At 52.1% G+C, this 18481-nt stretch carries 1 protein-coding gene (cut by a window edge); it reads right to left on the reverse strand.

The window, feature by feature from the left end:
* A protein-coding gene (locus QUE64_RS06805; RefSeq protein WP_286225074.1) for an autotransporter-associated beta strand repeat-containing protein crosses the window boundary here: on the reverse strand, positions 1–18481 show its 3' end. Its footprint extends 27536 nt past the window's final position; 18481 of the gene's 46017 nt are visible here — the last part of the coding sequence; the start codon falls outside the window, past its right edge; the stop codon is at positions 1–3.

Consider the following 18481-nt stretch of genomic DNA (forward strand, 5'->3'; position numbering starts at 1 on the left):
TTATCGCGCACAAGCGAGTTGTGTCGACCCTTCTTCGCACTCTTCACCATTGGCCAGCTGATCTCTCACTTGAACAGATTCATCCATGGCAACTACCACTTCGCCTGTTGTCCCAGTATCCTCATTGAGTCTGAACAGTTTATTAACCTTTAAGGTGGTTGTTAAGGCACTCTTATTAGCGGCTGCTGCGGCAGCGGCAGCGGCACGAGCCTCTTGTACCGGGAAGCTCACTCCGGTTAATCCAATGCCAGAGCCTGTAAAGTTTGTTTCGCCATCAATGATCATGCGACCCGTGCCATTCACATTAAATTGTCCGCCAACCTGCGATATATCAAAGTTAATCATTCCCGTTTGCGATGATTTAAAGGTGGTTGCGAGCGTTGTGGAATCAGCCACAATATTCATGCGATCGGTACTGTAGTTTTGATCAGTAGCGGTTTGTACACCGCTGGTGACATTAATAATGCCGCCAATGTCCAAGCTGGTGCTTAAGCGATCTCTAAATTGCAAAGTCTGAATGTTAGCCGAGTAGAAGGGATTAATCGATCCTACAGCCCCATTAAAGCTGACAATTGGGTAATTTGGATCCGCATCAGTTTCTGCAAAACCATTAAAGATCGAGGCTACTAAGAGCGAGTAAACATCTTTGGCATCGCCATCGACCTTATTATTAAATTCAACAAGAGGATCCATCGACATAAAGGTGCGTGTCTTCACCCGTGAAATCATACGGAACTGTTCAACCGGCTTCGTATTTCTTGTAAACGAGTCGTACAAGAATCCTTCACGACCATTATCACTAATCGTGACATCACCAAAATAAAGTTGCTGCAAGAGCGTAAGCACATCGCCCTTGATGATAATTTGACCAGCACGCACCTCCAATCGACCTAAAGGATTAATCGAACCCACGCTATCGCCCAGCGTGACGGTTCCGGTACCCGCACTCACCGTCAAGTTACTAGACGTTACTTTCGCAGTGCCGTCTAATAATCCATTAAAAGTAATGTTGGCATTCGAGCTCGTGAGCGAAATCGTCGAACCAGTCTCCGGATCAATTACTACATTGCCGTCATAGAGTTGGGCTCCAGTGGTGCGGATATCCTTGCGAATACGGATCGAACCACTCACCCGCAATGAGGTGAGCGTTACGCCATCCGCCAGTTTGAGCTGACCAGCATCGATTACCAAGAGTCCACTACCTAAGGCATCGGCATTACCAAGATTCAAGACAGAATTATTGATCACGGTATTACCCGAATAGGTATTCGCACCCGACAAGGTCAACTCACCGGAGCCTGTCTTAATGAGTGATCCAGTGCCGCCCAAGGGTCCTGTGAAATTGCTATCTAAATTGGTACCACCAATCGTTAAGTTGGCATTAAGTGCTACCGTTCCAGCGCCCAACAAAGCAGCGATACTGTCAGCAGTATTGACGTTATACGTTGCACCACTCGCAACTGTCACGGCCGTGCTATCCGATAAGGTACCGGTGACACTTAAGGTACCCGCATCAATGGTGGTAGTACCGGTGTAGGTGTTGTTGCCGGATAGGATTAAGGTGCCGGTGCCTGCTTTAGTGAGGGCTCCAGTACCGGCCATGATGCCGCCATACGTTAAGGTGGTGGCACTATTGGTGTCGATGGTGCCGCCCGAGCTACCAAGGGTAATACCGCGGTTGGCATTGAGCGTAAAGCTAGCGGTGGTATTTAAGGTACCGCCATTGAGAACTAGTTGACCCGTGGTCGCCGATCCAGGTGCGGTACCTAGGTTGGTATCTGCACCAACCACTAAAGTACCGGCATTAATGGTGGTGGTACCGGTGTAGGTGTTGGTGCCACTCAAGGTGAAGGTGCCGTTACCGACTTTCACGAGGTTACCCGCCCCACTCATCACACCGCTATAGGTAGTGCTATTACTATCACCGGTGGTGAGGGTGAAGGAGGTATTGAGGTTAACAGCACCAGCGCCAGCCAAGGAAGCGATGGTGTCATTGGCGGCGACGTTATACGTGGCGCCACTGGCGACTGTCACGGCCGTGCTATCCGATAAGGTACCGGTGACACTTAAGGTACCCGCATCAATGGTGGTAGTACCGGTGTAGGTGTTGTTGCCGGATAGGATTAAGGTGCCGGTGCCTGCTTTAGTGAGGGCTCCAGTACCGGCCATGATGCCGCCATACGTTAAGGTGGTGGCACTATTGGTGTCGATGGTGCCGCCCGAGCTACCAAGGGTAATACCGCGGTTGGCATTGAGCGTAAAGCTAGCGGTGGTATTTAAGGTACCGCCATTGAGAACTAGTTGACCCGTGGTCGCCGATCCAGGTGCGGTACCTAGGTTGGTATCTGCACCAACCACTAAAGTACCGGCATTAATGGTGGTGGTACCGGTGTAGGTGTTGGTGCCACTCAAGGTGAAGGTACCGCTACCGACCTTCACGAGGTTACCCGCCCCACTCATCACACCGCTATAGGTAGTGCTATTACTATCACCGGTGGTGAGGGTGAAGGAGGTATTGAGGTTAACAGCACCAGCGCCAGCCAAGGAAGCGATGGTGTCATTGGCGGCGACGTTATACGTGGCGCCACTGGCGACTGTCACGGCCGTGCTATCCGATAAGGTACCGGTGACACTTAAGGTACCCGCATCAATGGTGGTAGTACCGGTGTAGGTGTTGTTGCCACTCAAGGTGAAGGTGCCGTTACCGACTTTCACGAGGTTACCCGCCCCACTCATCACACCGCTATAGGTAGTGCTATTACTATCACCGGTGGTGAGGGTGAAGCTATTGAGGTTGACATTTCCAGCGCCAGCCAAGGAAGCGATGGTGTCATTGGCGGCGACGTTATACGTGGCGCCACTGGCGACTGTCACGGCCGTGCTATCCGATAAGGTACCGGTGACACTTAAGGTACCCGCATCAATGGTGGTAGTACCGGTGTAGGTGTTGTTGCCGGATAGGATTAAGGTGCCGGTGCCTGCTTTCACAAGATTAGTAGAGCCACTAATCACACCAACAACCTCATTGGTTGCGGATGCTGAATTCACAGATAAGGTGGTGAGATTTGAGACGGCACCATTTATAAGGGCTATACCAGTTCCGCTATTAATGGTGAGTGCAGAGCCAGTTGCGCCACCAGTAATACTAATATTTTTAATGGTGGCATTTAATCCTTCACCCCAGGCGTGAATTGCGCGGCCAATATACAAAGTTTGATTTGCGGGCGATAAGTTTCCAGCAACGCTCATGCTGGCTTTGAGAACATTATCGGTAAAGACGCTTAGTGTTCCAATACCGCTCGGGTTTGTATATGTGACTTTTACTGTTCGATAGATACCAGCAGTTCCGCTGTTGCCATTACCAAATAAATCGATCGCACCATAGTTAGTACCCTTTAGATAGAGGCTGTCACCCCTTCCTTGCGTACGAACTAAGACACCGTCTCTGTAATCACCATACGAGAGGATCGTATTCAATCCATCACCAGACATAGCGCCAACGAGATAATCGGCTTGATACGTCCAACTTTGGCCTAAGTTAATACTATTAATAGTGTATGGATTGCTACCATTTTGAGTGGTTGTCCATGTGGTACCGCCAGTTAAATAAGTCGTGGTTGTACCATTGCTAGCACTCACCCCACCACTGATTGTGACTGCACTATTAGTGGTATTGAGATTGATATCTGTTCCAGTAAGCGTGAGATTGCCGCCATAATTCTGTGTACTGATGGTGGTGATATTGCCATCTAAGGAAGCATCACCACTGGTGGTAAGACTCAAGAGGGCTTGGGTGGCACCTACAGTGCTGCTGAAGGTAGTACTGCCAGTGCCAGTGGTGGTGGTCAGGCTATAGTTATTACCACTGTTGCTATTGACTGTACCACTAAAGGTAATCGTGCCATTTCCAGCACTGGAGTTGAGCGTGGTGTTAGCCCCCAAGGTTGTTGCACCAGTGTAGGTTTGATTACCGCTCGTGATAACCGCACCAGCTAAGGTGGAGGTGCCATTGACGGTTAAGCTTGAGCTGCCGGCGCTATTGGTAATCGTGTTGCCAGAGGCCATCACAAGATTATTGATTGTTACTGCCGTTTGCAAATCTAAGATCGAATTACCACTCATGGTGAGGTTGCTTGTCGCCGCACCAAGGGTGCCAGTGCTGGTAATGACTAAAGTACCGGCATTAATGGTGGTGGTACCGGTGTAGGTGTTGGTGCCACTCAAGGTGAAGGTGCCGTTACCGACTTTCACGAGGTTACCCGCCCCACTCATCACACCGCTATAGGTAGTGCTATTACTATCACCGGTGGTGAGGGTGAAGGAGGTATTGAGGTTAACAGCACCAGCGCCAGCCAAGGAAGCGATGGTGTCATTGGCGGCGACGTTATACGTGGCGCCACTGGCGACTGTCACGGCCGTGCTATCCGATAAGGTACCGGTGACACTTAAGGTACCCGCATCAATGGTGGTAGTACCGGTGTAGGTGTTGTTGCCGGATAGGATTAAGGTGCCGGTGCCTGCTTTAGTGAGGGCTCCAGTACCGGCCATGATGCCGCCATACGTTAAGGTGGTGGCACTATTGGTGTCGATGGTGCCGCCCGAGCTACCAAGGGTAATACCGCGGTTGGCATTGAGCGTAAAGCTAGCGGTGGTATTTAAGGTACCGCCATTGAGAACTAGTTGACCCGTGGTCGCCGATCCAGGTGCGGTACCTAGGTTGGTATCTGCACCAACCACTAAAGTACCGGCATTAATGGTGGTGGTACCGGTGTAGGTGTTGGTGCCACTCAAGGTGAAGGTGCCGTTACCGACCTTCACGAGGTTACCCGCCCCACTCATCACACCGCTATAGGTAGTGCTATTACTATCACCGGTGGTGAGGGTGAAGGAGGTATTGAGGTTAACAGCACCAGCGCCAGCCAAGGAAGCGATGGTGTCATTGGCGGCGACGTTATACGTGGCGCCACTGGCGACTGTCACGGCCGTGCTATCCGATAAGGTACCGGTGACACTTAAGGTACCCGCATCAATGGTGGTAGTACCGGTGTAGGTGTTGTTGCCGCTGAAGATCACGGTTCCTAAACCACCCTTGGTGATGCTGTAAGGTCCTGAGATTACGCCACTTAAGGTGAACTGATCACCAACATTAGTAGCACTAATCGTACTATCGGCGGTTAAGGTGACATTACCAGCTAGGGAGCTAGTGACATCTTTGAGAGTGCCACCACTTAAGGTTATTGCTTCCGCACCGACGGCTACATTCTGCAGATCGAGTGTTGCACCACTGGCAATGGTGGTACCGCCAGCGGTGCTACCTAAACCATTGTTGTGGGTCACTACGACCGTACCGGCATTAATCGTCGTTGTACCGGTGTAGGTGTTGTTGCCCGAGAGGGTCAAGGTACCGCTACCGACCTTCACGAGGTTACCCGCCCCACTCATCACACCGCTATAGGTAGTGCTATTACTATCACCGGTGGTGAGGGTGAAGGAGGTATTGAGGTTAACAGCACCAGCGCCAGCCAAGGAAGCGATGGTGTCATTGGCGGCGACGTTATACGTGGCGCCACTGGCGACTGTCACGGCCGTGCTATCCGATAAGGTACCGGTGACACTTAAGGTACCCGCATCAATGGTGGTAGTACCGGTGTAGGTGTTGTTGCCGGAGAGGATTAAGGTGCCGGTACCGGTTTTGGCAACACCACCCGTTCCTGAAATTACACCAGCTACGCTACTGGAGGCGCTGGTAGTGGTGACCGACAGTGTTGCCAGATTCGAAACCGATCCGCTGATATTTAGTGTTGCGCTAGTCACGGATAAACTTGCACTCACATTAACGCCACTGGTTGCAGCCTGATACTGACTCAATATTGTCGCTGGCGTGAGAACTGTATTGTAGTAAGCCACATTACTAATACCGCCATTAAAGTATTGTGGGCCATAGGTCCTATTACCCACCATCAGTGCTGCACCAGCCCCTGTGGATACCGCTCCAGATATTGGATAGTTTGTTTGGATCGCCGATCCATTGGCATACACATTAAGTTGCGAACCATTGCTCGTCAAGACGATCTGTGTCCATGAACCAGTGGCCGGTAAATAGTTATTGGCGTTAATCCAAGCCCAGCCTGGGCTGGAGTTTGCAATAGCCCACTCAATACGATTACCTTGGATTGCAATCTCGTATTGATTTTCTTTATTCATGATCATGCCATTACCGCCGGCATTGTTCTTCACCCAGGCAACCATCGTGAATGAGCCTGAACCCGGATTTAATGTCGCCTGATTCGGATAAGTTAAGTAACTCGATCCAGGCACATACATCGCAGTGGTATCAGCAAACAATCCGGCTGTTCTTCCTGGGCCACCTGCGGAACTCTCAATGAAATAAGTACCGTTGCCGCCTAAAGTTCCTAAGTTGGTTGCTGTGCTCGAATTAATTGCATCGGTGAGCGGTATGAACACTAACGGATTACTGCTTAATACCTCAGCCTCGTATGAAGCCTGGCTGGCCACCACACCACTTCCCTTAGAAATATTACCTAAAACATTTACATTAGCTGTTCCAGCGTTGACTGTGAGACTCGCACTCAAAACTAAATTGCTATTAAAGTTAATGTCGGAATTCGAGGTTTGCAAGCTAGCGTCACCCGTCACAGAAACTTCGCCCCCATAACTCTGTACTCCCGTCGTGGTCACATTACCAGCGAGCGATGTCGCACCACTGCTGGTGAGGCTTGCTAGAGCTTGGGTAGCACCTACCGTACTACTGAAGGTGGTGCTACCAGTACCGGTAGTGGTAGTGAGGCTGTAGTTGTTGCCACTATTACTGTTGACCGTACTACTAAAGGTAATCGTGCCATTGCCAGCACCACTATTGGAGATGAGGCTGGTGTTCGCCAGTAAGGTGCTTGCACCGGTATAGGTTTGATCACCACTCGTGGTGATCGTGCCGGCTAGGCTCGATGTGCCATTGACCGTGAGGCTTGATGTACCAGTGCTATTGGTGATGGTGTTGCCACTAGCGAGCACCAGATTCGCCACCGTGAGGCTCTTTTGTAGATCCAGCGATGCCGTGCCACTCAAGGTGAGATTGTTCGTGCTGGCACCTAAGCTACCGGAACCACTCACAACCACCGTACCGGCATTGATGGTGGTGCTGCCACCGCTGTAGGTATTGGCACCGGTGAGGTTCAAAGTACCGCTACCGGCTTTGGTGAGGCTATACGCACCACCGATGGCACCCGAGAGGGTTAAGGTACCATCAGCAGTGATGGTGCTATCACTACTGAGGGTGATGGTGCCAGCAATCGCACCCGTACCGGCGGTGGTTTGTAAGGCACCGCCACTGAGGGTAATCGGCTCAGACCCGATGTTGGCTTGGAGATCCAAGATACCGCCACTCACGGTGGTACCGGTTCCCGTACCACCCAAGGCGTTGTCATGGGTAACGACTAAAGTACCCGCGCTCACGGTGGTGAGTCCCGTATAGGTATTGGCGACCGAGAAGGTGGTGCTACCACTACCGGTTTGATTGACGGCACCTGTACCACCGATCGCGTTCGCTACCGTCATGGCATTGCTGCGATTGAAGGTCAAGGTACCGTTATTGGTAACGGCGCCACTGCCTAAGGTACCGGTGGTACTGGCGTTGCCGATTTGGAGGGTAGCGCCACTGTTAATCGTGGTGGTACCGTAACTGTTATCTGCGGTCAAGGTCACGGTGTCGGTACCAGCCTGCACCACACTACCGCTACCACTAATCGCATTGGCTACCGTCATCGCATTGCTGCGATTGAAGGTCAAGGTACCGTTATTGGTAACAGCGCCACTGCCTAAGGTGCCGGTGGTGCTGGCGTTACTGATTTGCAAGGTAGCGCCACTATTAATCGTGGTGGTGCCATAGCTATTATCTGCGGTCAGAGTCACGGTATTAGTACCAGCCTGCACCACACTACCGCTACCGCTAATCGCGTTCGCTACCGTCATGGCATTGCTACGATTAAAGGTCAAGGTACCGTTATTGGTAACGGCGCCACTGCCTAAGGTGCCGGTGGTGCTGGCGTTGCCGATTTGTAATGTAGCGCCACTATTGATGGTGGTGGTACCGGTGTAGGTATTGGTTCCAGTAAATAATTCAGTGCCTGAAGTAATCACGAGAGCACCACCAGTACCGTCAATTGCGCCAGCAAATGTTCCGGCAGCATTGCTCAGGGTTAAGGTTTTTGCGCCCAAGGCAACAGTGCCTGCGCTATTGCCAGTCAGACTAATCACCGTAATGCCCGAGCCACTCGCACCACTGATATCGAAGTTTGCATTGTTATTGACCGTACTGTTGGTGATCGAGCCACTGCCACTGATGCTCAGAGTACCTGCAGTAATCGTAGTGCTACCGGTATACGTATTGGTATTCGTGAGAGTTACAGTATTTGCGCCCACTTTATTCAAGTTGTACGCATTGCCACCATCACCAATTGCGCCACTAATCGTGAAGTCGTGGGTACCGCCCAAGGACGTATGCCCCGTGAATGTGAGGCTACCGCTTGCCACACCGGTCGTGCCGCTGGTGCTGGTGAGTGCGCCAACCGTGGCACTGGTGCCAGTACCAATCAAGTTGAGATTATTCGCAACGGTATACCCTGCTAAATCTAAAGTGGCGTCACTAGCAATCGTAATTGCACCGGTACCAAACGCGCTGGTGCTAATCGAGCCACCACTCATCACACTGCTAACTCCAGCCTTGAGCGTTCCGCCATTAACAGTGGTACCACCGGTATAGGTATTGTTAGCCGCCAAGGTTTGTGTTCCAGCAGTAAGCACGATGCCGCCACTACCACTGACCACACCGCTGAGTGATCCACTTGCACTAGCAATAGTCAGAACCTTGCTACCGAGCGTAGTGGTACCGGATCCCGCAATACTCGTCACAGTGGCGCCGGATGTGCTCGCACTAATGTCAAAGTTGGCGTTATTGGTGAGGCCACTCGAGCTTGCAATACTTCCCGATCCCGACAGCGCTAAAGTACCATCACTGATGGTGGTGGCGCCATCAAAAGTATTGATATTGGTAAGCGTGAGCGTGCCTGCTCCCGATTTTGTGAGGGTTGCGGATGTGCCTGCCAAGATGGCGCCAATTGTGATTGGATTAGCTACGTTGTTGTTAATGGTGAAGGCGGTACCCGTTAATACGCCCGAGGTGCTTAGGATTTCACCGGCACTAATCGTGAGGTTACCCGCGTTGAGGTTGGTTGTACCCAAATCCAATTCACCACCCGCAATCGTGACATTACCACCCGTGGGCAAGACACCGCTGCCCGAGAGAACGACTCTACCGGCGTTAATGGTGGTAGTGCCGGTATAGGTGTTCACGCCTGTGAGGGTTACGGTACCAGTACCATTGTTGACCACATTGGTGCTGCCACTAATTGCCCCAACGATTTGGTTAGAGGTGCTCGACGAGTTCATGGTAAGTGTTGCAACATTCGCAACCGTACCGCTCATGGTGATCGCACCAGAACCTGTTTGGATACCTAAATTGCCATATGTCGCTGAGCCACCCGTTAACACGATTGAGCTCACCCCACCAATACCCGAAGAGATATTAAATGAACCGCTCGTAAAGGTTTCACTACGACCTACGGTAACTTGATGCTCCCACACGGTTGCTGAGCCATTCGATACCCTGATGGACTGAGCGCGATCATTCCAAACAATTCCAGATACAGGACGATCAAAGTATGGGTTGTAGTCGTAACTGCCAGCACCAGTAAAGACATAGGTATTACCGGTTTGATTTAAACCATCATACAAAGTCACTGAAACCGTTCCAGATGAAGCAAGTGTGGCAATCACATTACCCCCCACCGTCACCGCACTATTGGTGGTGTTAAGGTTGATGTCTGCTCCAGTGAGTGTGAGATTGCCGCCGTAGTTTTGAACACCCGTGGTGGTCACATTACCAGCGAGCGATGTCGCACCACTGCTGGTGAGGCTTGCTAGAGCTTGGGTAGCACCTACCGTACTACTGAAGGTGGTGCTACCAGTACCGGTAGTGGTAGTGAGGCTGTAGTTGTTGCCACTATTACTGTTGACCGTACTACTAAAGGTAATCGTGCCATTGCCAGCACCACTATTGGAGATGAGGCTGGTGTTCGCCAGTAAGGTGCTTGCACCGGTATAGGTTTGATCACCACTCGTGGTGATCGTGCCGGCTAGGCTCGATGTGCCATTGACCGTGAGGCTTGATGTACCAGTGCTATTGGTGATGGTGTTGCCACTAGCGAGCACCAGATTCGCCACCGTGAGGCTCTTTTGTAGATCCAGCGATGCCGTGCCACTCAAGGTGAGATTGTTCGTGCTGGCACCTAAGCTACCGGAACCACTCACAACCACCGTACCGGCATTGATGGTGGTGCTGCCACCGCTGTAGGTATTGGCACCGGTGAGGTTCAAAGTACCGCTACCGGCTTTGGTGAGGCTATACGCACCACCGATGGCACCCGAGAGGGTTAAGGTACCATCAGCAGTGATGGTGCTATCACTACTGAGGGTGATGGTGCCAGCAATCGCACCCGTACCGGCGGTGGTTTGTAAGGCACCGCCACTGAGGGTAATCGGCTCAGACCCGATGTTGGCTTGGAGATCCAAGATACCGCCACTCACGGTGGTACCGGTTCCCGTACCACCCAAGGCGTTGTCATGGGTAACGACTAAAGTACCCGCGCTCACGGTGGTGAGTCCCGTATAGGTATTGGCGACCGAGAAGGTGGTGCTACCACTACCGGTTTGATTGACGGCACCTGTACCACCGATCGCGTTCGCTACCGTCATGGCATTGCTGCGATTGAAGGTCAAGGTACCGTTATTGGTAACGGCGCCACTGCCTAAGGTACCGGTGGTACTGGCGTTGCCGATTTGGAGGGTAGCGCCACTGTTAATCGTGGTGGTACCGTAACTGTTATCTGCGGTCAAGGTCACGGTGTCGGTACCAGCCTGCACCACACTACCGCTACCACTAATCGCATTGGCTACCGTCATCGCATTGCTGCGATTGAAGGTCAAGGTACCGTTATTGGTAACAGCGCCACTGCCTAAGGTGCCGGTGGTGCTGGCGTTACTGATTTGCAAGGTGCCAGCACTAATGGTTGTGGTTCCAGTGTAGGCGTTATTGGTGTCGATACGTAAAGTACCTGGGCCTGTTTTTGCGAGTGAAGTCGCACCGCCAATGCTACCTTCCATCGTACTGGTTGATGTCGCCTTATTCGTTTGGAAGGTCAGTACCTTACCCGTACCCAAGGTAATCGATGTGCCACTGTACATATAGATCGTCGAGTGCGCGAGGGTCAAGTTGCCAAGCACGTCGGTCGCCGCAATCGCGATGTTATGAGTGACTTGCATAAAACTGTTTTCACCACAATCGCTTAGGCAACCGTAGGTCAAGGTATTGCTCGCACGTAAATTACGCAGATCGCTCAAGTACAAACCGACTGTATCGTCGTATTTAAGTCCCAAGAGAACGTTCCAGGGTCCTACTGAAACTGTGATGTTGGGGGCGGTCACACCGCGATTAGCAAACTTCAGATGGTCGTTCGATAAATTACCATTGGGCGCAGCTGTGAAGGTAATCGTGCCGTTGGTCGAACTTGCTATATCGCCAGAGCCACTGCGAATATAGATGTATCCCGTGCCACCCGTGACGTTAATCGCTCCACTGCTACTAGTGAGACTTGCACCGGAGGTCAAATCAACGGTTGTGGCAGCCACTACATTAATGGCATTCGAACTCTGAGTGCTAATGGCACTGTTAACGGTAATGGTGTCGCCATAGAGCGTCACTGGACCGGTAATATTGATGGCGCTCGAGAGGGTCAGGTTCGAGGTATTCGAACTCTTACCGAGGGTTACGCCCGCCAAGGTACTATCAAAGGTGATGCCACTGACGGTCAGGGTGCCACTGAAGCTGGTACCGACTGGTTCAATTGTGAGACTACCTGAACCCGAATACGTACTGGTGGATAAGCTTGGGGCATTGTTACGAATAATGAGTGCACCACCACTAATTGTCGTGGCTCCTGAATAGGTTTGGCTACCGGTTAAGGTGAGCGTATTGCTACCGAGTTTGCTCACAGAACCGGTGCCACTGATATTGCCTGTATACGTTTGGCTATCCGAGCGGTTCAATTGCAACACTGAATTGTTCACAATATGACCGGCCACAGAGCCAACAGTACCGCCCGCACCCAATGTGAGCGTTCCAGCACTAATGGTGGTGCTGCCGGTATAGGTTTGATCGGCGGCAAAGATTAAGTTGCCGGTACCGGTTTTCACCAAGGTGCCGCCGGAACTGGTGAGCGCAGTAGCTAAGGTCACAGTCTCACCATTGGTATCAATCGCATAGGCTTGATTGGCCGCATTACTAAAGCGTGCCGAGTGATCAGCGGTGTAGCTTGCGGTGTATTGCAAGGTACCGCCAGCAAATGAGATCGTACCGGTGCTACCTAGTGCGGTGTTTGCAGCGATGCGTACTGTGCCACTACTTAAGATGGTGTTGCCATAGGTGTTATTGCCCCCAAGCACTACGGTGCCAGTTTGACTGTTGCCGTTGATAGTGAGGGCATAAGTACCACCCGTAATATCACCTAAGTAGGTGAGCGTCGCTCCAGAAGCCGCTTGCAAGCCACTCGCAGCGGTCAACGTGAGTGCACGATTGGCATGCAAGGTGAAACTTGCATTCGCTAAAAGTGCGCCACCGTTTAAGGTAAGGCGACCGGCACTAGCACCGAGGTTGGTATCAGCGCCCACCGAGAGCACTCCGCTATCGACTGTGATTGCACCCGAGAAAGAGCTATCGTTTGCAGCGCTCAGGGTCACAGTGGCAGAGCCGATGAGCGTCAAGTTAGCCGAACCCGTTAACGCGCCACTCATGAGAATGTTGCCAGCGCCACCGACTGAGGCGTTGGCGGCTAAGGTCACCGTGCCACTAGCCACACCCTCTGCGCTCGTTACGGAATTGGTAAGCGCACCAATGGCACCATAACTACCCGATAAGTTGAGTGCATTACCAATCGTCTTGCCATAGAGATCAATTGCACCGCCACCGGAAACGGTAATGAGGCCCGTTCCAAATGGACCGCTGGTGACAGGCGATCCCGTTGAGTTATCGCCCGCTTGCAAAGTACCCGCGGATACGATGGTGCCGCCCGAGTAGGTGTTGGCGTTCGTTAGCACTAAGATACCACTACCCGTTTTGGTGACGGAGCGACTACCACCCGTTTCACTAATCACGCCAGAGATTGTCAAGGTACCGCTCGCCACATCAAAGGTGGTATTCGTTGAAAGCGTTAAGGCTCCCGAGAATGCGCCCGACCCCGAGGAGGTCGCAAGCGATCCGCCATTGAGAATAATCGGCTCTGCACCAACATCCGCCTGCAGATCCAAGATGCCACCATTCACGGTAATGCCTTGGCCGCTGGAACCTAAGGCAGAAGCATTGGTTACGATGAGCGTGCCCGATGTGAGCGTCGTTAAGCCTTGATAGGAGTTCGTACCCGACAGGGTATAGGTTCCAGATCCAGCAAACTCCACCGTACCCGTTCCAGAAATCGCGCGACTAATGGTTTGTGCGCCCGCTAAATTAAAGACGAGGTTGCCATTATTCGTAATCGCACCCGTGCCCAAGGAGTTGGTACTGCCACCATTGCCTACTTGTAAAGTACCGCCACCAATGGTGATCGTACTCGCGCCATTGGTGCCCGTTAAGATCACGGTGCCCGTTTGACCGGCGCCATTGATCGTGAGCGGATTGTTACCAGTAATCACGCCGCCGTAGGTTAAGGTCTTTGTCGCACTTGCCGCGAGTCCGCCACCAGAAGTTCCCAGCGTAATGCCACGATTGCTATCTAAGGTAAATGTTTCGCTGGCTTGTAAAGCGCCATTGTTGAGTGTGATCGCAGCCGCATTCAACGTACTAATCGTACCGAGTGCAGCATCCGCATGAATCACCACAATACCGCCATTAATCGTGGTTGCGCCTGTAAAGGTGTTGTTCGCGCTCAAGGTTAAGGTACCGTCACCCGACTTGGTCAAGGTACCACTGCCAGTGGCAATACTTGAACTAATCGTGGTGTTGCCTGCACCACTGATGGTCAGATTTTTGTCACTGCCACCCACTGCGCCTGCAATGGTGAGTGTGCCGCCAGTGTTCACACTGAGAGTCGCAGCACTACCCAAGGTGATCGCGGTATTACTGTCACCCAGCGAACTGGTTCCGCCCAGTACGAGACTGCCATTGACGGTGATGCCCGAAGGTGCGACGGCAGTCAAACCATTGCTGTAAGTTTGCGAACCACCGCTTGCTCCCAATGTCAGCGCACCAGTGTTACCAAAGGTCACCGTATCCGTAATCGTGCCAGTAGCTCCTAATAACTCAAGATTATTAACGCTACTTGCCACAGTCAGAGCTTGTGCAGTGATACCTCCTGTAAAGCTCGTTGTACCACCAATGTTCTCAAGGGCTAAGGCTCCAGTGCCCGAGAAGCTGGTACCAGTCACACTTGCGCCTGCCGCACTACTTCCAGTTGACAGGGTTAAGTTATAGGATGAGCCAGTGACTGCACCCAAGGTAATGCCGGCTGTATTAGCGCTTGCATTGGTGTTAAGAACGGTATTTGCGCCCAAGGTAACAGCACCGAAGGTCATCGAGCTATTGGTGCTGTTAATTGTTCCCTTTAAGGTCGTGGCCGATGGACTCGTTGCAGTTATTCCACCAGCATAGGTTTGTGTGCCACCCGATGCGCCCAAGGCGAGTGTGCCGGTATTGTTAAATACCACTGCATTGGTAACGCTTGTATCACTTGCATTTAATGCAAGGTTGTAGCTTCCCGTAGCAACGCTTAAGGATGGTGTGCTTAAGGCACCATTAAAGGCGACTGTGCCAGTCGTGGCGCTGATCACGACGCCGCTCGTTACGGTGACGTTGCCACCAAAGGTTCCGCCACCGGAATTGGTCAGAGTGAGAGTGCCGATATCAGTGCCAATCGCCCCGGTAATGCTTACTGCACCGGTCGTATTAATCACAACATTTGAAGGCAATCCACCCGCTGTGCCCGTAATCGAGGCCACCGTAATCGCCCCCGAATTACCACCGCCTAAATTGAGTGTGACACCGTCGCCCAATATCACATTATTGAGCGTGATCGATGAGGTACCAAAATCAAAGGTGCTAGTTTGATTGAGGAAGCTTGTCGTTCCGCCCATATTGAACGAGCAGTTCACGCTACTGGTACATTGTGTGGGATCGCCCGCAGTGAAGGTACCCGCGAGAATATTATTCCCCGTGGTATGTGTAATACCGCGTGAGAAGGTTAAGGTATCACTCGTGCTATCGCCAAAGTACACATCACCGGTAGTACTCAGAGTCACAGCACTCGTCACATCGGTCACCGAACCAAAGAACTTAATATTAGCCGTGCCGCCAGCGTTACTCATAGCGCCGGCATAGAGGTTATTGCTAAATTCAATAGTGCCGGAGCTCGTGGTCAATGCAAGCGTTGAGATGCGATCACCACTACCACCAACGGAGCCGCTAAAGGTGACGCCGCCCGAGTTGGTAATAGTGAGGGTACCAATGTCCGTGCCAATGCTGCCACTTAAAGTAACCGCATCACTGGTATTGATCGTGATGTGCGATTTAGCACCAGCGGCAGTTCCAGAAATCGAACTTAGGGTCATAGGTGTGGCCGCACCAGCACCAAGCGTCAAGGTGGCGCCATCATCCAAAGTCACCGCCCCTAAGGTAATTCGGCCCGTGGTGGGGCTTAGGGTTGTGCTTACCTCAAAGCGAACTGGCACATTGATAAACAACTCACTGGCAGTAGCTGAAATTGTCTGGGCTTTAATCGTAACGGCAGAAGCATTGGCGATCGATAAGCCGCCCACAAAACTAAAGGTATCTGTCGCAAAATCACCCAACCGAATCGTGCCTGTGTTGTAGAACGTGGCAGTTGTTGTAATAGTTGTAGCACCAACTGCTAAGGCAATATTGTTTAGCATAATGGCAAAAGCATTGGAACCGCTACTTGCACCAACGACCAGAGCTTGTGCAACGATGGTGCCATTGACCGTAATGGTTCCAGTCTGACTAGCATCGCCCAATGTAAGAGTACCAATTCGGGTGGAAGACCCGATCACACCAGAGAGCGTGATCACTCCGCCTTTGGATTTAAGAGTAAGCGTCTCAACCCCAGCGGTAGTTCCTTGAATCGGTCCATGGATCGTAATCGCTGCACCGGCGCCTGCATTGGCGTAGGTATTGATCGTGGTGTTTGCTGCTAAGGTGGTGGTAACGGCCGTCGCGCCAATCGAAACCGCCGCACTATCGGTATTGATCGTTCCAGCCATTGTGATAGCCGATGGTGCAGTAGCGGTTAACGCAGCACCAAAACTGAGTGTTCCCCCACTCGCACCAAGCGTTAAGGTACCGGTATTACTAAAGGTGACCGCATTGGTGATCGTGCCACTCGTGCCATTGAGCGCTACGTTATACGCTTGGGCTGCGGTATTGAGTGTGGTCGCAGTCAACGCACCATTAAATGCGATCGTGCCAACAGTGTTGGTTAGTGTTACGGTAGTGGCACTCACTGTACTGCTAAAGGTCGTACCGCCCGAGTGAGTGATCGTGAGTATTCCCACGTCAGAGACCGACGAGCCACTAATTTCTGCGCCAGCTACACCACCAGTTACTAAGGTGAGGTTATATGTTGCACCAGTCACTGCACCGATGGTGAGATCAGCGACGTTGGTGGTGGCATTCGTATTGAGCGTCGTCGCAGCACCTAAGGTAATGGAACCAAAGCTCATGGCCCCATTGGTGCTACTAATGGTTCCTTTGAGTGTTCTTGAACTTGGTGCGGTCGCTGTTAAACCACCGGTGAAGGCTAAGGTCCCCCCACTCGCGCCAAGCGTTAAGGTGCCGGTGTTACTAAAGGTCACCGCATTGGTGATCGTGCCGGTGGTAGCGTTGAGCGCCAGGTTGTACCCTGCACTATTGGTGTTCAGGGTAGTCGCAGTGAGTGCACCATTGAAGGTGATCGCACCGGTGGTATCGGTCAAGGTGACGGTGGTGGCATTCACAGTGCTACTGAAGGTAGTGCCACCCGAGTTGGTAATGGTGAGTGTGCCGATGTTGGTACCAACGGCACCACTGACAGTGACTGCACCCGTAGTGTTAATGGTGAGGTTTGCGCTACCAGTGGATGGTCCAGTCACGGTAGTGAGGCTAATCGGTATAGCCACACCCGTACCGATGGTGAGGTTGTTATTGAGATTAATCGCACCGGTGGTAATTTGACCGGTCGAAGTACCGCCAATCGTAGAGGTACCACCAATGGTCAGTGCGGTATTGCTATCACCTAAGGTGATGACACCAGTACCGGCTGCACTCACCGTACCGTTGACAGTAATGGCACTTGGGGCGGTTGCGGTGACGCCACCGGTAAACGCAGTGGTATCACTACCATTACCCAAGGTCACTGTACCGGTATTGGCAAAGGTGGTTGCACCGGCGATGCTATTACTTGAACCATTGAGTGCGACGTTATAAGCCGCAGAGCCAGCACTGACGGTCATGCCGGTACTAACGGTGAGGTTGTCACTGAAGGTGATGGTGTTTGTAGCGGAAGTACTAGTGATGGTAAGTGTTGCGATACTCACCGTACCACTCAACGAAGTACCACCCGAGTTGGTAATGGTAAGCGTACCAATATCGGTGCCAATCGTGCTCGAGACGGTGACAGCACCGGTGGTATTAATCGTCAGGTTCGAACTCGTACCATCTGCAGTACCCGCAATTGAGGAGAGGCTAATCGCGTTGGCAATGCCCGTACCAATGGTGAGGGTCACACCATCAGCGAGCGTAGTGGCGCCTAGGGTAATGGTGCCGGTGGATCCCCCTCCCAATGCCGTATTGGCCAAAACACTCACTGGGGTCGTGCCCAAATTGAGCGCGCTGGTACCGTAAGTAATCGAAATCGTTCCCGATAAATACTTGGTACTTGGTGCGATGGCCGTGACGCCGTAACTAAAGACTAAGGTTCCCCCACTCGCGCCAAGCGTTAAGGTACCGGTATTACTAAAGGTGACCGCATTGGTGATCGTGCCACTCGTGCCATTGAGCGCTACGTTATACGCTTGGGCTGCGGTATTGAGTGTGGTCGCAGTCAACGCACCATTAAATGCGATCGTGCCAACAGTGTTGGTTAGTGTTACGGTAGTGGCACTCACTGTACTGCTAAAGGTCGTACCGCCCGAGTGAGTGATCGTGAGTATTCCCACGTCAGAGACCGACGAGCCACTAATTTCTGCGCCAGCTACACCACCAGTTACTAAGGTGAGGTTATATGTTGCACCAGTCACTGCACCGATGGTGAGATCAGCGACGTTGGTGGTGGCATTCGTATTGAGCGTCGTCGCAGCACCTAAGGTA

The organism is Polynucleobacter sp. HIN7 (assembly GCF_030297595.1).
GTDB lineage: Bacteria > Pseudomonadota > Gammaproteobacteria > Burkholderiales > Burkholderiaceae > Polynucleobacter.